The organism is Niastella populi (assembly GCF_002078015.1).
Lineage (GTDB): Bacteria > Bacteroidota > Bacteroidia > Chitinophagales > Chitinophagaceae > Niastella > Niastella populi.
Map to the genome: position 1 here is coordinate 44,555 of NZ_LWBP01000067.1, position 23,739 is coordinate 68,293.

Annotated in this window: 15 protein-coding genes and 1 tRNA gene; 13 read left to right on the top strand and 3 right to left on the bottom strand. The window is 46.5% G+C overall.

All coding sequences use genetic code 11. The features are described from left to right. Positions 1 to 20 precede the first annotated feature (20 nt). The 3 genes from ychF to A4R26_RS07620 all read left to right on the top strand — a co-directional run bounded on the left by ychF (position 21) and on the right by A4R26_RS07620 (position 2,181). A complete protein-coding gene (gene ychF / locus A4R26_RS07610; protein ID WP_081163128.1) occupies positions 21 to 1,118 on the top strand; it encodes a redox-regulated ATPase YchF in 1,098 nt (365 codons plus the stop codon). Between the two features lie 174 nt (positions 1,119 to 1,292). Further along, complete coding sequence (locus A4R26_RS07615; protein WP_081163131.1) at positions 1,293 to 1,565, top strand: hypothetical protein; 273 nt, start codon at positions 1,293 to 1,295, stop codon at positions 1,563 to 1,565. Positions 1,566 to 1,671: 106 nt separating this feature from the next. Next, a complete protein-coding gene (locus A4R26_RS07620; protein WP_081163133.1) occupies positions 1,672 to 2,181 on the top strand; it encodes a hypothetical protein in 510 nt (169 codons plus the stop codon). 136 nt (positions 2,182 to 2,317) lie between these two features. On the opposite strand, the gene A4R26_RS07625 is transcribed toward A4R26_RS07620, so the two are convergent. Both A4R26_RS07625 and A4R26_RS07630 read right to left on the bottom strand, forming a co-directional pair. Beyond that, complete coding sequence (locus tag A4R26_RS07625; RefSeq protein ID WP_081163135.1) at positions 2,318 to 3,661, bottom strand: sensor histidine kinase; 1,344 nt, start codon at positions 3,659 to 3,661, stop codon at positions 2,318 to 2,320. A 243-nt stretch (positions 3,662 to 3,904) separates the two neighbouring features. Continuing rightward, positions 3,905 to 5,263: a sigma-54-dependent transcriptional regulator gene (locus tag A4R26_RS07630; RefSeq protein WP_081163138.1), complete on the bottom strand. Its 1,359-nt coding sequence runs from the start codon at positions 5,261 to 5,263 to the stop codon at positions 3,905 to 3,907. Positions 5,264 to 5,517: 254 nt separating this feature from the next. On the opposite strand from A4R26_RS07630, the gene A4R26_RS07635 reads away from it, so the two are divergent. The 10 genes from A4R26_RS07635 to A4R26_RS07680 all read left to right on the top strand — a co-directional run bounded on the left by A4R26_RS07635 (position 5,518) and on the right by A4R26_RS07680 (position 22,914). Further along, positions 5,518 to 6,774 carry an efflux RND transporter periplasmic adaptor subunit gene (locus tag A4R26_RS07635; protein WP_081163142.1) on the top strand — a complete coding sequence of 419 codons (1,257 nt, stop codon included), beginning with the start codon at positions 5,518 to 5,520 and terminating at the stop codon, positions 6,772 to 6,774. A gap of 35 nt (positions 6,775 to 6,809) precedes the next feature. Further along, on the top strand, positions 6,810 to 7,037 hold the full coding sequence (locus tag A4R26_RS07640; RefSeq protein ID WP_081163145.1) for a hypothetical protein: 228 nt from the start codon (positions 6,810 to 6,812) through the stop codon (positions 7,035 to 7,037). A gap of 29 nt (positions 7,038 to 7,066) precedes the next feature. Beyond that, positions 7,067 to 7,744 (top strand): ABC transporter ATP-binding protein, encoded by a 678-nt coding sequence (locus A4R26_RS07645; protein WP_081163148.1) that lies wholly within the window; start codon positions 7,067 to 7,069, stop codon positions 7,742 to 7,744. Positions 7,745 to 7,882: 138 nt separating this feature from the next. After that, complete coding sequence (locus tag A4R26_RS07650) at positions 7,883 to 10,303, top strand: ABC transporter permease (RefSeq protein ID WP_081163151.1); 2,421 nt, start codon at positions 7,883 to 7,885, stop codon at positions 10,301 to 10,303. 128 nt (positions 10,304 to 10,431) lie between these two features. Continuing rightward, on the top strand, positions 10,432 to 12,873 hold the full coding sequence (locus A4R26_RS07655; protein ID WP_081163155.1) for an ABC transporter permease: 2,442 nt from the start codon (positions 10,432 to 10,434) through the stop codon (positions 12,871 to 12,873). 102 nt (positions 12,874 to 12,975) lie between these two features. Beyond that, positions 12,976 to 15,354, top strand: coding sequence for an ABC transporter permease (locus tag A4R26_RS07660; RefSeq protein ID WP_081163158.1), 2,379 nt, complete (start codon positions 12,976 to 12,978; stop codon positions 15,352 to 15,354). Positions 15,355 to 15,504: 150 nt separating this feature from the next. Continuing rightward, the gene (locus A4R26_RS07665) at positions 15,505 to 17,916 is read left to right on the top strand and encodes an ABC transporter permease (protein WP_081163161.1); all 2,412 of its coding nucleotides are present in this window, start codon (positions 15,505 to 15,507) and stop codon (positions 17,914 to 17,916) included. 110 nt (positions 17,917 to 18,026) lie between these two features. Beyond that, positions 18,027 to 20,453, top strand: coding sequence for an ABC transporter permease (locus A4R26_RS07670; protein ID WP_081163165.1), 2,427 nt, complete (start codon positions 18,027 to 18,029; stop codon positions 20,451 to 20,453). Positions 20,454 to 20,772: 319 nt separating this feature from the next. Next, positions 20,773 to 21,435, top strand: a complete 663-nt coding sequence (locus tag A4R26_RS07675; RefSeq protein ID WP_081163168.1) for an ABC transporter ATP-binding protein — start codon at positions 20,773 to 20,775, stop codon at positions 21,433 to 21,435. A 132-nt stretch (positions 21,436 to 21,567) separates the two neighbouring features. After that, on the top strand, positions 21,568 to 22,914 hold the full coding sequence (locus A4R26_RS07680) for a TolC family protein (RefSeq protein ID WP_081163171.1): 1,347 nt from the start codon (positions 21,568 to 21,570) through the stop codon (positions 22,912 to 22,914). Between the two features lie 514 nt (positions 22,915 to 23,428). On the opposite strand, the gene A4R26_RS07690 is transcribed toward A4R26_RS07680, so the two are convergent. Beyond that, a tRNA-Gly gene (locus tag A4R26_RS07690) sits at positions 23,429 to 23,501 on the bottom strand. Between the last annotated feature and the right edge of the window lie 238 nt (positions 23,502 to 23,739).

Below are 23,739 nucleotides of genomic sequence, written 5' to 3' on the forward strand. Positions count from 1 at the left end.
ACAAACAATAAACTTTAAAAATGGCTTTACAAGCAGGAATAGTAGGATTACCGAACGTAGGCAAATCAACCTTATTTAACGCAGTGAGCAACAGCGCCAAGGCGCAGGCAAGCAACTATCGTTTCTGTACCATCGATCCGAACGTGGGACTGGTTGACGTACCTGATGCCCGGCTGAAAAAACTGGCCGAACTGGTACACCCCGATCGTATCGTTCCTACCCAGATTGAAATTGTGGACATTGCGGGCCTGGTGCGTGGCGCCAGCAAAGGGGAAGGCCTCGGTAATAAATTCCTGGGCAATATTCGCGAGGTAGACGCCATCATTCACGTGATCCGCTGTTTTGAGGACGAAAATATTTTACGTGACGAAGGCGCCATCAACCCGGTTGGCGATAAAGAGATCATCGATATAGAACTGCAGCTGAAAGACCTCGAGAGCGTTGATAAAAAACTGAGCCGCATTGAAAAACAGGCCCGGCTCGATCCCAAACTGAAAGTGGAATACGATGTACTGGTACGTTGTAAAGAACACCTCGAAAAGGGAAAAAGCATCAGGGAGCTGGAATTTACCAAAGAAGAGCGCCCGGCCATTGCCGACCTGTTCCTGCTCACCGAAAAACCCGTTCTGTACGTGGCCAATGTTGACGAGGCAAGCATGCACACGGGCAACAAATTTTCTGCAGCCCTGCAGGAAGCGGTGAAAAACGAAAAAGCACAGGTGATCATAATGAACAACAGCATTGAAGCGCAGATCAGTGAAATGGAAGATCCCGCCGACAAGCAAATGTTCATGGAAGAATACAAAATGACAGAACCTGCACTGGACCGTTTGATCCATTCAGCCTATAAATTACTGAACCTGCAAACCTATTTTACCGCAGGCGTGCAGGAAGTTCGTGCGTGGACGATCCACGAAGGCTGGAAAGCACCGCAGGCTGCCAGCGTTATTCACACCGATTTCGAAAAAGGTTTTATCAAAGCCGAAGTGATCGCGTACAACGACTATATTACCTATGGTTCAGAAGCGGCCTGCCGCGATGCGGGTAAGCTGCGTATTGAAGGCAAAGAGTACATCGTGAAGGATGGCGATGTGATGCACTTCAGGTTTAATGTGTAACGGTCAGCGAAAAGAATAAAACGCTTATACAGGGTCTATCGTGTATCAATACGGTAGACCTTTTTATTTAAGCAGACCTGAAGCACCTGTTTGCTAATTTTTTTATCAAATCCTGTCATATTTTAATTCTTTTTATTATATTTGGTAACACTTATCATTGAAATACTTATTGAAATGGAAAAGGTAACCCTGACGAAGCTGTATGAAGTGTTGGCGCAGAAGATAGGAAGAAGTGAAGCTGAATGCCTTACTTATTATGTTGATGTAAAAATAAAAGACGGGTTGAATACAAAAATTGAAATATTAGCAACCAAAGAAGATGTTCACGCCTTGCGCAATGAAGTAAAGGACAATACCATTTCGATGCAAAAATGGCTAATGGGCACATTCATAACGCTGGTAATAATGATCCTCGGTTTATACGCTGCCATTTTGTTGAAACACTAAACGACCTGTTTTCCCCCATTCCAATTATTATTCTCCCTGGTTTTCGAACATTCTTTCTCTTTCATGGTAATACAATGAAGTAACCGTTTTGTATTAAATTTGCAACATGACAGAGAATTACAAAGAACTGATACCTGCCGGTTTTGCAGCAGATTCGAGAGTTTGGGTTTACCAGAGCAGCCGGTTGTTTATGCTGAGCGAGGCCTTACATATAGAAGACCTGCTGAATAATTTTGTGGCCAACTGGAATTCGCATGGCGCCCCCGTAAAAGGATATGGCAACCTGTTCTTTGGCCAGTTCATAGTGCTGATGGCCGATGAACGCGCCACCGGTGTCAGCGGCTGCAGCACCGATAGCTCTGTTCGCCTTATAAAGCAAATTGAAGAACTTTTCAAAGTAAATATGTTCGACCGCACTACCCTTGCCTTTTTATTAAAAGACAAAGTGCAAATGCTTCCCCTGGCGCAATTACAATACGCCATCGATAATAGTTTCATTACACCGGATACTATTTACTTCAACAACCTGGTGCAAACAAAAGATGAACTGGAAAATAAATGGCTGGTGCCGGTTAAAGAGAGCTGGCTGGCGAAAAGAGTAACGTTGAGTATGTAAAAAGCCATATTTGCACAATGGAATTAATGCCGGCAATAGTGCTGTAAGCAGTGGTTCATCTCAACATGCGCGAGTCTGTATTCCGTTATCACCACCTGTCCCGGCTTTAGTCGGGATTATCTAATTATCACATTAACTAAAACTGCATCATAAACGCAGTGCCCTGCCCTTCTACCGACTGCACCTGAATGTTGCCTTTGTGCAGCATCATAATTTGTTTGCAAAGGCTTAAACCAATGCCACTGCCGCTTTTTTTGGTACTGAAGAATGGTATGAAGATCTTGTCGACCACCTCTTCGGGCATACCCGTGCCGTTATCGGCCACTTTTATTACCGTTCTATGATTGTTGGCATAATAAGCCGATAATATGATCCGCGGTTCCTGCCGTTCCTTCACCGCCTCCATGGCATTCACCACCAGGTTGATAAGCACCTGCTCAAGCAGGTTAGTATCTGCTTCCAGTTGCAGATCGGGATCTTTCAATACGATCTCCAGCTCGATGTTCTTTTGATCGAGCGTTGGCTGCATCAGGTGATGCAGGTTCTCGAACAGATCGCGTACATATATGTTCTTTAAATTCAGCGTGGTGATCTTGTTCAGGTTCCGGTAGGTTTCGGCAAACTTCAGCAATCCCTCGCTTCTTCTTTTTATGGTATCGATGCCCAGTTCCAGATCGTCCATAGAACCGGATTCCAGTTCGGGCCGTTCGGCAAATTGCTGCAGCCGGTATTTCAACGTTTCGGCGAGCGAGGAAATAGGCGCAATGGAATTCATGATCTCATGCGTCATCACGCTCAGCAGTTTTTGCCAGGCCTTTGATTCCGTTTCATCCAGCGCTTCGCTTACGTTTTGAAAAGCGATGAGCTTGAACTTACTGCCATCGGTTTGAAATGCCGTGGCCGAGAGGAACAATTTAAATGAATTTTTCTCCGTATGGGCTGTTGCAATGGTTGTATCGCCCGGTTTCAATAAGGTCACCTGACGGTACAATTCGTTATCGCGGCGGGCCAGCGAATGAACCGTTTTCAGGTAGGGCAAATGCAGCATCCGTTTCAGCGATTCATTCATCCAAACCACTTCGCCATTATGCTCGCGGTACGAGAGAATGCCGGTATCGACCAGCTCGAGTATCTTTTGCAGGTACTGGAACTGCGTTTCCTTTTCCTTGCTCATTACCTTGAAGGTAGAATTGATCTCATTGAAACCCTTACGCAAAGGCTGCAGTTCAAGCGGTGCATGTTTTACATCGAAGTAGCGGGAAAAATCACGGTAATGAACAGATTCAACAAACTGGTCCAGCTCGGCATGCGCTTTCCGCTGAAATCGGTACATTTCTGCAATAATGTATATGATCAGCGGCGCTATCACCACCATATATACGTAATAACCTTTCACCAGCAGGTACGATGATACGGCCAGGGTTATAAACAGCAATAACACCTGGAAGATAATGCGCCACTCGAATCGTTTATAGAACAAGCTAATGTTTTAAAATTTAAAGTTTTGGGTTCTAATTGCCAGTCGTGAAACGGCAAACGTGAAACGTGAAAGTCCTATACTCACGACCCCAAATTACATTTTCACCCACTAAATAAACAGCGTTTCCTGTATCATCTTTTCAACCTTATTAATAACTCGTCAACGCGTCACCTTTATCAACTTTATCAACTTTTCAACCAACCCTTGTCAACTCGTCAACTCGTTAACTAATCAACTCGTCAACTAAATATCATACTTACTCAACCTGCGATACAAAGCAGTACGGGTAAGCCCCAGTTCTTTTGCAGCACGCGTGATATTGCCATTATGCTTTTCAATAACATGCAAAATGGTGTTCTTTTCAACGGCGCTCAGGTTCAGTTCATCGGGTTCTTTTTCCCTGGGCGAGCCCGATTCTATCGGTGAAAAGATAAGATCACTGGCCTGCAGTACATGCCCGTCAGACATGATCACCGCCCGCTCTATGGTATATTGCAATTCCCTTATGTTGCCGGGGAAATGATAACTTAACAACTTCTCTATCGCCTTTTCATCAAACTCCATCACCGGTTTCAGGTATTTGTTGCTGTACAACTGGCTGAAATGTTTCGCCAGCAAAACAATATCGTTGCTGCGTTTCCGTAATGGCGGCACCATAATTTCAACCGTATTGATACGATAGATCAGGTCTTTCCTGAAACGGTTTTCATTGGCCAGTTCGGCCAGCGGCACATTGGTAGCGCAAATAAGCCTGATGTCGACCGGCACCGGGTCGTTGGTTCCCAGCCTGATCACCTGCCGGTTCTGTAAAACACTCAACAATTTCGCCTGCTGGTGCAAACTGATATTTCCTATCTCATCGAGAAAAAGGGTTCCGCCGTTCGCCGCTTCAAACCGTCCCACCCTGTCTTCCCGCGCATCGGTAAAAGCACCTTTTTTATGGCCGAACAGTTCGCTTTCGAAAAGGGTTTCGGTAAGCGCGCCCACATCCACTTTTACATAGGCTTTCTTCGACCGCAGCGATTGCTGGTGAATGGCTTTTGCGATCAGGTCCTTCCCGGTACCGTTCTCGCCCAGGATCAGAATATTGGCATCGGTAGGTGCAATTTTTTCTATTTTATAAAAAATATCGGCCATTACTTCCGATTCGCCCAGTAGCTCGGTGCCGATGATGGAATCACTGCTGCGGATCATATGCGTGGCGCTTTTGCCTTCCTTTCTTTTTAATGCATCCTTTATGGTAATGATCAGCTTTTCGTTATGCCAGGGTTTTACCACAAAATCGGCAGCCCCTTCTTTCAGCGAACGAACCGCGAGGTCGATATCGCCATAGGCGGTGATCATAATAACCGCGGCTTCTGATTTGAATTCCTTTACCTTCTTCAACCAGAACAAACCCTCGTTGCCGGTATTGATAGAACTGTTGAAGTTCATGTCGAGCAGGATCACATCGAACTGCTGTTTCGAAAGCAGCCACCGCAGGTTCTCGGGGTTCTTTTCCGTTACTACCTCTTTTGCTTCGGTCTTCAGCAGCAACCGCACCGCCGTCAACACATCAACGTCATCATCGATTACCAGTATGGTAGCATTCTTTAGTAACATAGCTTTAGTATAAATTTCGGGAGATTGATGCAACAATCGCAACTACAATTATACCATAAATACAAAGGCATGGCAAACAATTTTTTATGAAAGAACCGCTGTTTCGGCCCACTGTATCAAAATCGAACAGTTTGTGTATTGGTTGCGAACAGGGTTGTCTCAATTGGTGATCTAATTTACTGGTTATCACCCGGCTTATATTCTGGCATATTGTTATTGGCATACCGTACAGGATCAAATAAAAAAATTATACAGTGGATAGAGTCATCGCAAAAAAGACATGGACCTCTAAACGGATCATCACCCTCGGGGGTATTGTGGGGATCGCCTTGCTGATTTCGGCAAGTTATTATTTCACCTCCGGAAAAAGCCGGTTGAATGTAGATACAGAGCGCATTACCATCAGTGAGGTTAAAAAAGGCCCCTTCCAGGTAACCATTCCAATAAACGGTATCGTATTACCGCAAACTTCTATTTATCTCGATGCACAGGAAGGCGGCCGGGTTGAGCAGCGGTTCGTAGAAGATGGCGCCATGATGCAGGAAGGACAACCCATTTTGCGACTGAGCAACCCCGACCTCGAACTGAGCCTTGCCAACCAGGAAACCAGCGTGTTCAATGTATTGACGCAAATGCAGATCGCCCGTAATAACGCCCAGCAAAATACCGTAGCGCGCCTGAACCAGTTGGCCGAGGTTGACAATGCGCTGAAAGAAGCCGAACGTTTATACAACCTGAATAAAAAACTGTATGCGCAAAAAGCCATCGGCTCGCAGGAATTCCAACAGGCAGATAACGCCTACCAGTACCAGCTGCGCCGCAAAAAATTAACGGAAGACATTATGCGGCAGGATTCAGCCACCAACAAAATACAACTGCAGCAAAATGAGCAGTCGTACCTGAACATGAAAAAAGCGCTGGAACTGATGAAGAAAAAAGTGGGCGACCTGGTGGTGAAAGCGCCAATCAGCGGACAACTCACTTCTTTTGATGCCGAGATCGGCCAGAACATCAGCGCCGGCACCCGGCTGGGCCAGATAGATGCGGCCAGCGGTTTCAAGATCAGGGCCGATATAGATGAGCATTATATCTCAAATGTTTTTACCGGTTTAACCGGTAAGTTTACACTGGTGAACAAAGAATACAAACTCAGGATAAAAAAAGTGTACACGCAGGTGGTAAGCGGCCGTTTCCAGGTCGACCTCGAACTGGTAGGCGAAGCGCCGCAGGGTATCCGTCGCGGTCAAACGCTGCAGATCTTACTGGCGCTGAGCGATGAAACCGAAGCCATTCTGGTGCCCAAGGGCGGCTTTTACCAGACAACCGGCGGCAACTGGATCTTTAAGGTTAGCGAAGATGGAAAAACGGCGTATAAGGTCGACATTCAGTTAAACCGCCAGAACCCCGATTATTACGAAGTGCTGGAAGGGTTGAAACCGGGCGACAAAGTGGTTACCAGCAGCTATGAGAATTATGGCAATATGCAGGAACTGGTGCTTAAGAAGGAGTAATTTGCCGTTTCACGTTTCACGAAAAACAACCAACCATGAAATGCAAGATCATCATTGTACTGGCCGTGCTGCTTACAGGCAGCTTATCTGCCTCGCCCAACAAATGTGGCAAGGGACTTCGTTGTGCCGGCAATGCCGGCAAACAACCTGCCGGTGCGCCGCACTTACTGTCAGCCTTGCCGGGAAAGTGTGGCACGCCGGGGAACATGATCTTCGATGATGCAGAACTGTTGCCCATGCATCACTACCTTAATAAATTTTAACCAACTATATATTTCAAACCATACATCACATGATAAAGATCAGGGATCTCGAAAAAATCTATCGCACGGAAGAGGTTGAAACAGTAGCGCTGAATAAAATTTCAATCGATGTTAAAGAAGGCGAGTTTGTTGCGATCATGGGACCATCAGGCTGCGGCAAATCGACCCTGCTGAATATATTGGGGCTTCTCGACGATCCCGATACCGGCAGCTTCCTTTTCAACAATATCGAGGTGGCAAATTTCAATGAACGCAAACGCGCCGAATTACGCAAGCATAATATCGGGTTCGTTTTCCAGAGTTTTAACCTTATCGATGAGCTCACCGTTTTTGAGAACGTTGAATTACCGCTGATCTATACCGGCGTAAAATCGGTCGATCGCAAAAAACGCGTGGAGGAGGTGCTTGATAAAATGCAGATCATGCACCGCCGCAACCACTACCCCCAGCAATTGAGCGGCGGTCAGCAACAACGTGTGGCCGTAGCGCGCGCCGTGGTAAATAATCCCAAACTTATTCTGGCCGATGAGCCTACAGGTAACCTCGATTCAAGCAATGGTAACGAGGTGATGACCCTGCTTACCGACCTCAACGAACAGGGTACCACCATCATCATGGTTACGCACAGTGAACACGATGCCCGTTACAGCCATCGCATCATTCGCATGCTCGACGGTCAAACTGTTTTGGAAAACATCATGGTATAAGAACAATGTGATAATCCCGACTAAAGCCGGGACAGGTGGTGATAATGAATACAAGACTGGCGATTATGCCAATGAACAATAACTCGTAGCATTATCGTCGCTATCAATAATTACCGGGAAAATTGAAAAGCAGAACGCATGTTCAGAAATTACTTCAAGATAGCCTGGCGCAGCTTTTTGCGAAACAAAAGCTTTTCAGCCATCAATATACTGGGATTGTCGATCGGCATTGCGGTTTGTTTTATCATTCTGCTGTTTGTGCAGGATGAACTGAGCTACGACCGGTTTCATGCAAAAGCAAACGACATCTACCGTATAGAGTTCAATGCCAGTATCAACAATGGGAAAATAAATGAAGCCAATGTAATGCCGCCGGTTGCCCGCACATTACAGAAAGACTATCCCGAAGTAAATGAAGTGACGCGGATCCGCACCATGGGCAACCCTCACATATGGGTGAACGAAAAACAATATGACGGCAATTCCCTGGTGTACGTTGATTCCAATTTCTTCAACGTCTTCAGCATTCCCCTGCTGCAGGGCGATGCCGGCACCGCCCTGCTTGCCCCCCACTCGCTTGTTATTTCCAAAGCGGTAGCACATACCTTTTTTGGCAAGGAGAACCCGTTGGGCAGGCTGATCAAATTTTCAAAGAACGGCGACGCTCCGCCGTTCACCGTTACCGGGGTGTATGATAAAATTCCCTCCAACTCGCATTTTCACTTCGACATCTTTGGTTCTATGGCAACCGATGCCGATGCACGAGGCGATACCTGGCTTACCTCCAACTACTTTACCTATGCGGTATTACAAAAAGGATACGACCATAAAAAACTCGAAGCCAAACTGCCGGGGATGGTTGAAAAATATATGGGCCCGCAAATAAAACAGTACATGGGCCTTACCCTCGAACAGTTCCGTACAAAAGGCAACAGTATAGGTTTTAAGCTGCGGCCATTGACCGCCATTCACCTGTATGGCAACTCCACTACCGAATTTGAACCGGGCGGCGATATCCGCTACATTTATATTTTCAGCGCGGTGGCCATCTTTATGCTGCTTATCGCCTGTATCAATTTCATCAATTTGTCTACGGCCGGCGCCGCCAAACGCGCCAAAGAAGTAGGCATGAGAAAAGTGCTGGGCTCGCGAAAAAAAGACCTCGTAAAACAGTTCCTGCTCGAGTCGCTGCTTATCACCCTCATTGCCCTGGGCATAGCAGCGATGCTGGTACAACTGGCATTGCCGGTATTCAATGAACTTTCGGGCAAGCACCTCCACTTCGGTTTTCAACTGAAACCACTGGCAGCCCTCTCCTTCCTTGGTTTACTGGTAAGCATACTGGCCGGCATGTATCCCGCCTTCTTTCTTTCCAGCTTCAAACCTATTGCTACGCTCAAAGGAAAATTCACCAACACCAGCGGTACATATAATTTACGCAGCGGTCTTATCGTATTCCAGTTCTTCATAGCCATTTGTCTTATCACCGGCACTATTGTAGTGTATAAACAAATGCAATTCATTCAAAACATTAAACTGGGTTACGATAAAGAACAATTGCTGGTAGTGAACAACAGCTGGACGCTGGGCAACAAAGAAAAAGTGTTCAGAGATCAGTTGCTGAACGACCCGCGTGTTGAAAATGTAACCGTGTCGGGCTACAAACCCGCTGGTCCCAGCTTTTACAACAATGCACTGGCTTACCCTGAAGGAAGGCAGAACGAGTTTATGAACATGCTGGAATACAGGATCGATGAACGGTATATTCCTACGCTGGGGATGGAAATGGTTACGGGCAGAAATTTCTTACCGTCGATGCCTTCCGATTCGCAGGCCATGATCATCAACGAAACAGCCGCCCGCGCTTTTGGCTGGGGCAATAATGCAACCGGTAAAAAAATATTCAGGGAACACACTGACCGTGGACCACATGCAGCCTATACCGTTATCGGCGTAGTGAAAGATTTTCATTTCCGGTCATTACATGAAGCCATTTCCCCGCTGTTGATGGTGTTGAACCCCGAAACCGGCCTGATCGTAAAAGTAAAGACAAAAGACGTTCAAAGCCTGCTGGCATCCATGAAAAAGCAATGGGAAACATTCAATACCATCGATCCCTTCAGCTGGTCATTTATGGATGAGCTCTACAACAAGACGTATACGGCCGAACGAAAGACCGGCCGCATTCTGCAAATATTTACCCTGCTTACCATCCTGGTTGCCTGCATGGGTTTATTCGGACTGACCATCTTTACCGCAGAACAACGCGCCCGGGAAATTGGCATACGCAAAGTGCTTGGCGCCAGCGTAACGCAGGTTACCGGCATGTTGTCGAAACAATTTATAAAACTGGTGATGATCGCCTGTCTCATTGCATTCCCGTTATCGTACTGGGTCATGCACCAGTGGCTGCTCGATTTCGCATACCGCATTCATCTCAATGCCTGGATATTCGTAACGGCAGGATGTATTGCCGTTCTCATTGCCTTGTGTACAGTAAGCGTGCAATCGATCAAAGCGGCCCTGGCCAACCCGGTGAAGTCGTTGCGCAGCGAATGAAGTTTGTAAGTTCATGAGTTATTCAGTTACTAAGTTGACCTCTAACTGAACAACTGAACAACTGAATAACTGAACAACTGAATAACTGAATTATTGATAGATACATTTATCCTCCTAGCAAAATAGCCATGTTTAAGCATTACCTAAAAATATCCTTCCGCAACCTGGCACAACAAAAAGTGCTCACGGGCATCAACATCCTCGGCCTGTCGATAGGCATTGCCTGCTTTAGTTTGTTCCTGTTGTACGCCGTGAATGAATTCAGCTACGACCGCTTTCATACAAAAGCCGATCGCATTTACCGCATTATTGAATGGTGGGAAGGCGAAGGCCGCGAACCCGGCGGTTCCGGATCAATAAGTACACCTGTTGCCCCGGCCATGAAAAAAGATTTTCCCGATGTGGAATATGCCGTGCGAACCACAGACCGTGGTTGCCTGGCCCGGGTGAACGATCACGTTTTCCATACTTCCATCACTTTTGCCGATGCTGACTTCTTTAATATATTTTCCTTTCCGCTGATCCGCGGCGATGTACACACCGCCCTGAAAGATCCCGGCCATCTTGTTGTAACCCGCGAAAAAGCGTTGACACTGTTCGGTACCACCGATGTAGTTGGTAAAACAATTCAAATAAAGATCGATACGGCCTATAAACCATTTACCATCAGCGCCGTTGCCGAAAACATTCCCGCCAACTCCTCAAAAAGCTTTCAACTGCTGGGCAACTTCGAGCACCTTGCCAATACCGAAATGGTAAAGCAAAGCAGCAACAACTGGCATATGACCATAGGCATCGATGCGTTTGTATTGCTGAAACAGGAGAGCCGCCTCGCAACTGATCATAAGAGGCTGGCATTGTTCCGTAAAAAATATGCCGAAGAAGAGATACAGGATAGAAAAGAATTAAAAAAAGGCAAAGGCAAAAAAGACCAACAGCAGGCAGTGCAGTCAGGCATAAGACTGCAACCGCTGCGCGATATTCATATGAACCCGCAGGTAGAAGGCGGCGCCGATCCCAAAAATATCTGGATCCTGATCACCATTGCAGCAGCCGTGTTGCTGATAGCCTGTATCAACTTTACAACGCTGGCCATTGGCCGTTCTGCAGGAAGGGCAAAAGAGATCGGCGTACGAAAAGTAATGGGCAGTGAACGCAAACAGCTTATTGTTCAATTCCTGTCAGAATCCTTCCTGCTTAGTGTACTCTCTGCCGTTACCGGCCTTATACTTGCCTGTGTGCTGTTGCCGTTATTCAATCAACTGGCCGGCCGCCAGCTTTATTTTTCCTTCAGCCGTTTCCCTGAGCTCATGTGGTTACTGGGCGGGCTCACGCTGCTCGTGGGTTTACTGGCAGGCAGTTACCCGGCATTGGTATTATCCTCATTCAACCCGGTAGAAGTTTTAAAAAGAAAGATCCGCGTAGGTGGTTCCAACCTGTTCACCCGCTCACTGGTAACCTTGCAGTTTGTGCTTTCCATTGGGTTGATCATTTCAACCATTGTCATTCTGCAACAGATCGCATTCATGCGCTCGAAAAATATTGGCTTCAACAAAGAGAACGTGGTAATGATCAATACGCAGCGCGTTGATGCAAAAAGAATTTACCCGTTATACAAACAGGCCATTCAGTCGAATACCGGCATCATGGATATAACCGCCGGTGAAATGGGGCTTGGTTCGGGCGAGGGACAAATGGGCCGGGGTTACCGCAACTATAAAGAGGAGATCTCCGGCGTTATCGAATACCCGGGTGATTATAATTTCCTGAATGCCCTTGGCATGCAACTGGTTGCCGGGCGTTATTTCGATCCCGCCATTGCATCAGATACCATGAGTGCCGTAATTGTAAACGAAGAATTGGTGCATACGGTTTTGGGCACTACCACCGCCAATGCATTGGGTAAAACAATAAATACGGCAAAAGGGAATAACCCGCCCAAAACCATCATCGGCATTTCACGCAATTTTAATTTTGAAGACCTTACGCACCAGGTAAGGCCGCAGCTATTCAGCCGTCCGGCTAACCTGGAGCCAGCCCGTATATATGTACGATTGCAGGCCGGTGATCCTGCTGCCAAACTGGCGCTGTTAAGTAACGCATGGAAAAAACTGGTACCCGATGCACCTTTCGAATACAACTTCGTTGATGAAAAGTTTGATCTTTTTTATAAGAGCGAAGAACGCTGGAGCACTATTGCCGGCTGGGCCGGCGGCATTTCTATTTTCCTCGCCTGTTTGGGTTTGTTTGGCCTGGCCGCGCTGGCAGCAGTGAACCGTACCAAAGAGATCGGCATCCGCAAGGTGATGGGCGCAACGGTAACACAGGTGGCAGGTTTGTTATCAAAAGATTTTATAAAGCTGATAACAATAGCGCTGGTGATTGCTTCACCACCCGCCTGGTATTTTATGAACAACTGGCTGCAGTCATATGCATGGCGCATTAATATCACCTGGTGGGTATTTGGCCTGGCGGGACTGTTTTCTTTGCTCGTTGCCGTTACTACGATCAGTATACAGGCAATAAAAGCGGCGATGGCCAACCCGGTGAATAGTTTAAGAACGGAGTGATCAAGAGGCAATGGGCAATAGGAAAATGAATGCAGGCATGACTAAAAATTTGCCACCGCAGCCAGGTAGAAAATATTTATACAAACGAACATACATTGTAATATGCTCAAAAATTATTTCAAAATAGCTTTCAGGAACCTATGGCGCCACCGCGTTTTTTCCTTCATTAATATAATGGGACTGACCGTGGGTATGACCGCCTGTTTACTGATCTTTCTGTATGTGCGTTTTGAATTGAGTTATGACCGGTTTCACCCCAAGGCCGATCGCGTCTATCGCGTTGTTGCCGATATAAAAACGCCCACAGAAACGCTCCCCAGCCAAGGCCCGGCCTGGGCGGTACCGGGACATATAAAATTCGATTTCCCGGAAGTGGAGGCGTTTACCCGGGTGGCGCCGGAAAATTTACTTTTCAGAAAGGGTGATATAAAATTCAACGAGGCCAATTCTATCTGGGCCGACTCGGCCTTCTTCCAGATCTTCGGTTTTAAACTGTTGAAAGGCGATCCCCGTACCGCACTGAAAGAACCATTCAGCGTAGTGATGTCAGCATCCACCGCCAAAAAGTATTTTGGCAAAGCCGATCCTATGGGACAAACCATCCTGATCACCAGCGAAGGCTCACCGGCCACCATAACCGGTATTATGCAGGACATGCCCGAGAACACGCAGGTAAAAGGCGATGTACTGGTATCAATGACCACCATTACCACGCAATACGCAAAAGGCATCGATGACCAGTGGAGCAACTATTCACCCTGGGCATATATACTGTTAAAACCCGGTACCGATGCCAAAACGCTGGAAAAGAAATTTCCCGCCTTCCTCGAAAAATGGAGCGGAAAGGAAATGAAAGAACTGCAGATGTTCGTTACCCTCAAACTGGAAAAATTAAAAGAAGTATACCTGTATTCAAGCCGCGGCGATTCATTAGGCAGCATCAGAAATGTATACATATTTTCCATTATTGCGCTATTCATTCTCATCATAGCCTGTATCAACTTTATAAACCTTACAACGGCGCGGGCATCGGAACGGGCAAAAGAAGTAGGCATAAGAAAAGTGGCGGGTGCGGTACGACCGCAACTGGCACGCCAGTTCCTGGGCGAATCGATCGTGATCTGTTTTATTGCATTCCTGCTCACCCTCGGGCTTTCCGCCCTACTGCTTCCTTCCTTCAACCAGCTCGCCGGCAAGACAATCAGCACCGGCATATTTCACGATGGCCCCCTCGTGGCCCTGTTGCTGGGCACCGGCATCGTGATCGGACTGCTTGCAGGTATTTACCCTGCCTTTGTTTTATCGTCTTTCAAACCGATAGAAGTACTGAAAGGCCGGTTTGCAACGGGCAACAAAGGCAACATATTACGCAAAGGACTGGTGATCTCCCAATTTGCGATCTCCACCGCATTGATCATTGGTACCATCATTGTGTATACACAAATGAGCTATATGCGTAACCGCGAACTTGGCTTCAATAAAGACCAGGTACTGGTAGTGGAAACAAAAAGCGAAAAAAAGCGGGGCGCATTGCAGGAAGCGATCTCCCGGCTACCGAATATTAAAACTTCCGCCTTATCGGCCAGCGTACCCGGCAGCGGTCACCCCGGCGCTTATTCAGAAGTGGAGAATGTCAAAGGCGATCTGCAGATCACCAACCTCGATCTGTATTTTGTTGATTTCGATTATATCCCGTTGTATAATTTTAAAATGGCGGCCGGCCGCGCCTTCTCGCGGGAATACAAAACCGATTCCGGCCAGGCAATGATCCTGAACGAAGCGGCGGTACGTATGCTGGGTTATCATTCACCCGACCAGGCAATTGGCAAAAAGTTCAAACAATGGGGCCATGAAGGCAGGATCATCGGCGTAATACAAGACTTCCACTACAAATCATTGCAAACGCCCATCAAGCCATTATCCATTCGTATGAATTGGGACAACACTACCCTGTTATCGGTAAAAGTGAATGCAGCCAATATACAAAAGACCATTGCATCCATTGAAAAAGAATTTAAAACGATTATACCTAACCGGCCATTCAGCTATTATTTTCTCGATGAATTCTTCGACCGGCAATACCGTAACGAAGAAAGGTTTGGCCGCCTGTTCCTGAACTTTGCCGTACTGGCCATTTTTATTTCTTGTTTGGGTTTGCTGGGGCTGGCCTCCTACGCAACCATGCAACGCACCAGGGAAATTGGCATTCGCAAAGTGATGGGCGCTTCGGTATCGAATATCATCAACCTGTTGTCGAAAGATTTTTTGAAACTGGTGATCATTTCGTTTTTCATAGCAGCGCCGGTTGCCTGGTATTTCATGCATAAATGGCTGGCCGATTTTGCCTATAGAACCAGTATCAGCTGGTGGATCTTTGCCATGGCCGGCGTACTGGCCATATTGATTGCCGTTGTAACCATCAGTGTACAGGCCTTCAGGGCAGCGGTGGCGAACCCGGTGAAGAGTTTGAGAACGGAATAGGGAAAATGAGAAAGGGAAACAGAAATACAAAATGTTGAATATCCAATGTTGAATGTCGAATGTCCAATGTAGAAGTGGAAATACATGCACGATTGCCGGTTTACGATTCACGAAACTTTAAGCAGATACAACCAAAGAAACCGATAAACAATGTTCAAAAACTATTTAAAAACCGCATGGCGAAGCATTGTACGCAACAAGGCTTTTTCGCTGATCAATATTACCGGGCTGTCGATCGGGATCGCGGCCAGTATGCTGTTGTTTATTGTAGTGCAGTATGAATTGAGCTACGATACGTTCCAACCGGATTACGACCGTATTCACCGGGTAGTAACGCAGGATAAATTCGACAAAGACATTACCTATAATTCAGGCATACCTGTTGCGGCGCTGGAAGCATTACGGGCCGAATTTCCCAATATACAATTTGGCGCCCTGCGTTCCATCTATGGCAGCCAGGTCACCGTTCCATCGGCAGGTAATGAAACAGGCAATAAGTTCATACAGGAAACCGGTATTTTCTTTTTAGAACCGCAACTGTTCAATGTATTTCAGTACAACTGGCTGGCCGGCGGCCCCACTTCATTGAACGACCCCAACAATGTGGTGCTCGATGAAAAAACAGCCGGTAAATATTTTGGCAGCTGGCAACAGGCGATGGGAAAAACCATCACGCTCGACAACGCCATACCGCTGAAAGTGAACGGCATTTTAAAGAACGTACCGGCTAACAGCGATCTGCCACTGGAAGTACTGATATCGTACAAAACGCTGAAACAACACGGGCCATCATATAACCACAACGAAAACTGGAACAGCACTTCAAGCAACTACAACATCTTTGCCTTATTGCCGCCACAGGCGAAAACAGCCAGTATCAACAATGCCCTGCTGCGGTTCAGCAATAAACAGTATGAGTCAAGAGGAAGAAATTCGATCAAAACACATTTCCTGCAACCACTGGGCATGGTGCATTTCGACCGCCGCTTCGAATCGTTTGGCGATCATGTTACCAGCAAAACAACGCTCGTTACGTTATCGCTCATTGGCCTGTTCATTATATTGATGGCCTGTGTGAATTTCATCAACCTGTCGACCGCACTGTCGGTTAACCGTTCGCGCGAAGTGGGAATAAGAAAAGTACTGGGCAGCAACCGCGGCCAGTTGTTCACACAGATCATGAGCGAAACGGCCGTTATCGTCGGCATATCGGTGATCGTGGCTTTAGGCATCGGGTATCTCAGTCTGCCCTATATAAAACACATCGCCTCCATACAGGAGCCCCTCAGCCTGTTTACACCTAAAATATTGGGAATGATAGCGGGCATCGGTATAGGCGTAACCCTGCTGGCCGGGTTGTACCCTTCGTTCGTAATGTCGAAATTCAACCCCATCAATGCGCTGAAGAATAAAATGGTATCAGCCAGCGTGCGCGGCGTATCGTTGCGCCGCAGCCTGGTGATCATGCAGTTCACGATCTCGCAGGTATTGATCATTGCTACCGCCGTAGCGGTTAGCCAAATGAACTATATCAGCAAAGCCGATCTGGGTTTCAATAAGGAAAGCGTGCTGGTATTGAGCGGTAACGGCGACAGCACTTTCCGTTCAAAACAAACCGCTTTCAAACAACAACTGATGCAGGCCCCCGGTGTACAGTCGGTAAGTTTTACCAGCGATGTTCCCTCTTCGGGCAATGTATGGGCCACCAATTTTGCATACAACAACCAGCCCGATGAAAAATTTCAGGTCACGTTGAAGTTCGCAGATGTGGATTATATAAAAACCTTCGGCCTGCAATTGTTAGCCGGCCGCAATCTTACTGAAAGCGACACCACCAAAGAAGCCATCCTCAATGAAACGCTGCTCAAAAAGCTGGGAATAAAAAATGCCAATGACGTCATTGGAAAAACCATCCGGCTCGGGCAGGGACAATCGTACCCGATTGTAGGTGTATTAAAAGATTTCAAGACCAATTCGCTGCGGGAAGAAATAAAACCGTTGATGATCTCCACGCGCCGGAGTTTTTATTCCCTTACAGCTATAAAATTACGTACCCACCAGCTGGCGCAAACGCAGGCAGCCGTTCAGAAGATCTGGGACCGGTTCTATCCCGAATATGCATATACCGCTTCGTATTTCGATGAAGACATTGCAGAATTTTACCAGCAGGAAGAACAGTTATCGCTGTTGTATAAGATCTTTGCCGGGCTGGCTATTTTTATTTCCTGTTTAGGTTTGTACGGACTGGTTTCTTTTATGGCCGTTCAAAAAACAAAAGAAGTAGGTATCCGCAAAGTATTGGGCGCCTCGGTATCGAGCCTGTTGCAATTGTTCTCAAAAGAATTTACCGTACTGATCATCATCTCATTTTTTATTGCGGGCCCGGTGGCCTGGTACCTGATGCATAGCTGGCTGAAGAACTTTGTTTACCGCGCTCCCCTGAGCGGCTGGTTCTTTATCAGCGCTATTGTGGGTTCCATACTCATTGCCTGGATAACGGTAGGGTATAAAGCCATCAGGGCGGCTCTGGCCAACCCGGTGAAGGCGTTGCGGAGTGAATGATGTTGCAAGTCAGTTGTTCAGTTGTTCAGTTGTTCAGTTGACCTCGCGGCAATTCTCAAACTCATTAACTCAAAAACTGAACAACTGAATAACTTAAATGAACTTTCCATATGATAAAAAATTATTTAAAAATAGCCTTCCGGAACCTTTGGAAACGCAAAGGCTTTTCGGTAATCAATATAATAGGGCTGGCCATTGGCCTCGCCACCTGTTTGCTCATCATGCTTTTTGTGCTCGATGAGCTCAGCTATGATCGTTTCAATAAAAAAGCCGATCGTATTTACCGGGTTGATGGTGATATCAAATTCGGCGGCAACCATTTCATCCTGGCGGTAGCGCCCGACCCTATGGGGCCAACGCTGAAAAAGGATTTTCCGCAGGTTGAACAGTATGTGCGGTTCCGCAGCAATGGCGGTTTCCTGGTAAAAAAAGGAAATGAGAACGTGCAGGAAAATAATGTGGTATATGCCGATTCTACCCTTTTCGATGTATTTACCCTGCCGATGGTCGATGGCAATGCCGCCACCGCATTACAGCAACCCAATACCGTGGTGATCACGGAAACAGTTGCCCGTAAATATTTCAACACACCAAATGCCGCGGGCAAAACATTCATCATCAACAACCGCCACAATTACACGGTTACAGGTGTTATCAAAGACATACCTTCGCGGTCGCATTTCAACTTCGATTTCTTTGTATCGATGGCAAGCCTGGAAGAAAGCAGGAAAAACAACTGGGTAAGTAATAATTTCAATACCTATATCGTGCTCAGGGAAGAAGCCGACCCTAAAAAACTCGAAGCGCAGTTTGATGCGCTGGTAGAAAAATATGTAGGGCCCCAGGTAAAGGCCCTGATGTCTATCGATATGGACGAGTTCAAAAAAAGCGGGAACTATCAACGGGTTTTGTTAACACCACTTACCAGCATACACCTGCATTCAAATAAAGTGGCAGAACTGGGCGCCAACAGCAGCATCCAGTATGTATATATTTTTTCGGCCATCGCCTTTTTTATTTTACTGATCGCCTGTGTGAATTTCATGAACCTGTCAACCGCCCGTTCGGCAAACCGGGCGCGCGAAGTGGGTGTGCGTAAAGTGCTGGGGTCATTAAAGAACAACCTGGTAAAACAATTCCTTACGGAAAGTATTTTGATCAGTTGTATTGCACTGGTGGTGGCGCTGGCGCTTGTTGCCGCCATGCTGCCTTACTTCAACCAACTGGCGGCAAAAGATATCAAACTTAATCTGCTGGCCAATCCCTGGCTGTTACCGGGTTTACTTTTGCTGGTATTGATCACCGGTTTGCTGGCTGGCAGTTACCCGGCGTTTTATCTTTCTTCATTCAAACCCATACAGGTTATCAAAGGCAAACTGGCGGCAGGTTTTAAAACAAGCCGCCTGCGCAGCGGGCTGGTGGTGTTCCAGTTTGCGATCTCCATTATTCTGATCATTGCCACTATAGTTATTTACAAACAACTTCATTTTATACAATCACATAAACCTGGCTTTAACCGCCAACAGGTAATGGTGATACATAATTCAACCCCGCTTGGCAATAAAGTAAAGGCATTCAGGGAAGAAATTGTAAAACTGCCTGGGGTCGACAATGCAACTATTTCAGGCTATCTGCCTACCAATAGCTGGCGGAACGATAATCCTGTGTTTGCCGACCCTACCCTCGATCAGAGAAGAGCCGTATCGATGCAAACCTGGGATGTAGATGAACAATACATTCCAACGCTTGGTATGGAAATGGTGGCGGGAAGGAATTTCTCAAAGGATTTTCCCACCGATTCAAGCGGCATCATTATCAATGAAGCAGCCCTCAGGTTGCTGGGTTTTACCGATCCTATCGGAAAACCATTGTATTTCATGCGCGATCTGAACAATAAAGACGACGTTTCTACCCTGCACATCATTGGCGTAATAAAGGATTTCAATTTTAACAGCATGCGGCAGCAGGTAACGCCCCTGGCTTTAATGTTGGATGCGCACAATGGCAACATAGCGGTGCGGATAAACAGCGCCGATATACATCAGCTGGTGGCACAAATAGCGCGCAAATACAAAACCATGGCGCCGGCTGAACCGTTCAATTATTCCTTTATGGATGATGACTTCAATAATTTATACCGCACCGAACAGCGTATGGGTGTAATAGCTGTCTCCTTTTCTTCCCTGGCCATTCTGATCGCCTGTTTGGGTTTGTTTGGCCTTGCCGCCTATGCCGCTGAGCAACGCACCAAAGAGATCGGCATCAGAAAAGTGCTGGGCGCCACCGTTAGCCATATTACGGCCATGCTGTCGAAAGACTTTTTGCGGCTGGTGGTCATTGCCGCCGTTATTGCCTTCCCGGTTGCCTGGTGGTTTATGCATAGCTGGCTGCAGGACTTTGCCTACCGCACCGATATCAGCTGGTGGGTATTTATTATGGCAGGTATAATGGCTGCATTGATAGCGGTGGTAACGGTAAGTTTTCAAACCATAAAAGCGGCTATTTCGAACCCTGTAAAAAGCCTGAGGACGGAATAACCAACAGACAATTGGCAAATCGGAAATTCGCAAATATGAGGCAAGCCCGAAAATCGGCGATCCTTGCCAATTGCAAATTGCCAATTGATTCATTGTATCGAAACCGGACACTTTTTGTATCGTTAACGAACTCATGCTTTTGTAATTCCCTTATAGTATATTGCAAATCACACAACTACAAACTGGCATGTGGTTAATTGGGTAATGTGATAATGAAATACAGAATGGGCCTGGTGCTAATGTTAAACGCGGTACCGGAAACTGGCAACCATATAACCTGACACCTGAAACTTGTAACCTGAAACGATAAACAAATAACATGATCGAACTGAAGCACATTTCAAAATGGTACCAGGTAGGCGGTAAACCAACTTTTATATTAAAAGATATTAATCTGACGATCAAAGAAGGAGAATTCGTTTCCATTATGGGGCCGTCCGGTTCGGGCAAATCGACCCTGTTGCATATCCTCGGCATGCTCGATGATGCTTCCGAAGGTGAATACCATTTTATCGACCAGCCTGTGCATACCCTGAAAGAAAAGCAACGGTCGCAAATATATAAGCAACATATTGGATTTGTGTTTCAGGCATACCACCTCATCGATGAGCTTACGGTATATGAGAATATTGAAACGCCGCTTATATATCAGAACATAAAAACAGCCGAACGTAAAGCCATGGTGGCCGATATGATCGACCGGTTCAATATCGTGGGTAAAAAAGACCTCTTTCCTACCCAGCTCTCGGGCGGACAACAACAGCTTGTTGGCATTGCCCGCGCGTTGATCGCCAAACCAACATTATTACTGGCCGATGAGCCAACCGGCAACCTGAATTCAAAACAGGGTGAAGAGATCATGGACCTGTTCAAACAATTGAATAAAGAAGGCGTCACCATTATTCAGGTTACCCATTCGGAAAAGAATGCCGGTTACGGAACGCATATCATTAACCTGCTGGATGGTAGAATTGAAAACTAATGTGATAATGTGATAATGGAATACAGTGCCGATTGGCAGTTTAGTAACCTGAGAACAGTCATGAGTAACGATAATAGAGCTTCTCACGATTCACGATTGACGATTGTAGCTAACAAAACAAGAGATTCAAAAATGAGATTCCGCAACATAATATTATTAAGTAGCATAGCCATGATCACGTACATGGATGGCCGGGGACAAAGTATAACCGGTCGTCCATTGTCGTTGCAGGAAAGCGTGCAAACCGCTATCAAAAACAACTTCGATGTAAAGCAAATGGACCTGAGCATGGAGCGTGCGAACATAACATTACGCCAGTCGAAAGCCAACCTGTTGCCGGGCGTTAGTGGTGAAATAAATCATACGCTTAACCAGGGCCGCAGCATTGACCTGAGCACCAACAGTTATGTGAACCAGCAACAAACATCGGGCAGTTATGCTTTATCGGGCAATGTTACCCTGTTCAATGGACTGCGGTTGCAGAATACATTAAAGAGTTCGCAATACGCCTATGAAGCCAGTAAAATGGAATTGCAAACCAGCAAAGATCAGTTGATGCTGAACGTGATACTGGCCTACTTACAAATTCTCACCAATTCCGATCTGTTACAGCAGGCGTATAAACAGGCCGAAGTTACGCAGAAACAGGTTGAGCGCCTCGATCTCATGAATAAGGAAGGCGCCATAAAACCGTCGGACCTTTCGGATATGAAAGGGCTATGGGCCGATAATAAGTTGAGTATAATAAGAAGCCAGAACGATCTTGATGGCGCAAGACTTTCTTTGTCGCAACTGATGAATGTTCCCTATAACAAAGAATTGCAGGTAGAACGGCTGCGTGCCGACCAGGTTGAAATGAATTATACCACAACCCCCGATAGCATTTTCAGTATTGCCCTGCAACAACTGGCAATTATAAAGGCCGCCGATCTGCGCACTAAGAGTGCGGAAAAGGCGGTACAGGCGGCAAAAGGCAACCTGTTTCCCTCGATAGGGTTGGGCGCCGGTTTTTATACCCCCTACTCCAGCACCGCCCGCGATTCGGCAGCTCAGAAAATTGAATACTACGATCAGCTCAGCAACAATTACCGCACGTATGTAGGGGTAGGCATCAATATTCCCATCTTTAATAATCTGCGCAACCGCAACCAGGTTGCCATGGCCAAAATTGATCTTAAAAGCGCCACCTATGCGGCACAAACCCGGCAGATACAGTTAAAACAGAATATTGAACAGGACCATTTCAATATGACGGCGGCCAAAAACAGGTACCTCGCCCTGCTCGACCAGGTGGCGGCATATATGGAATCGTTCAATGCCGCCGAAGCCCGTTTCAATGCCGGCGCTTCCAATTCAATAGATTATCTTATTGCCAAAAACAACCTCGACCGGGCCAATGTAAATCTCATCATCGCCCGTTATGATTATATACTGCGTACAAAGATCCTGGATTATTACCAGGGAAAACCGTTGTGGTAATAAAGACCATTTACTGACCCGATTTTTGTTTGCCCCGAACCAAAAGAAATTGAATCTGGGGTAATTCTGTTTGCGCAGTCTCGCTTCAAAACAGAAACGTACTGATTCCGTCAGGAAATGTATATAATCTGTCAGCGCGGTGTTCGCGCTAACAGAAAACGCGAAAAATCTGTCAGCGCGGTGTTCGCGCTAACAGAAAACGCGAAAAATCTGTCAGCGCGGTGTTCGCGCTAACAGAAAACGAGAAAAATCTGTCAGCGCGGAGTCTGCGCTAACAGAAAACATGTTCGCGCTAACAGAAAACGCGAAAAATCTGTCAGCGCGGTGCTCGCGCTAACAGAAAATACATTGGAACCAACAGAAAATGAATCTGCACTAACAGAAAATGAGGTAAATCCCGATGGTGTGATGTGCCGGCTGGCAGAATTATTGGGTTTAAACCCATCTTTTGGCAAAAGATCGCATTTTGGATGAATTTCAAATAAAAATCCCGCCATCGGCGGGACCTTTTCAGAGCGGAAGACGGGACTCGAACCCGCTACCTAAAGCTTGGGAAGCTTTCGCTCTACCAGGTGAGCTACTTCCGCGTATATAAACCTGCGCTTATCAGCTTGGGATCCGCCAGCTGGCGGACTACCAACTGAGCTACTTCCGCATGTATGTTATTTTTAAACCTGCACCCAACCTGCTTCCACATACATTAATATAAGCACCAATTCATCCCCATGCGTCACATCAACACAATTACATAATCATACAAAGCGGTGTTCCTAAGTTAACTAAAAAACAAACGCCGTAAAAGACAATCGTACCCCAAAAATTTTA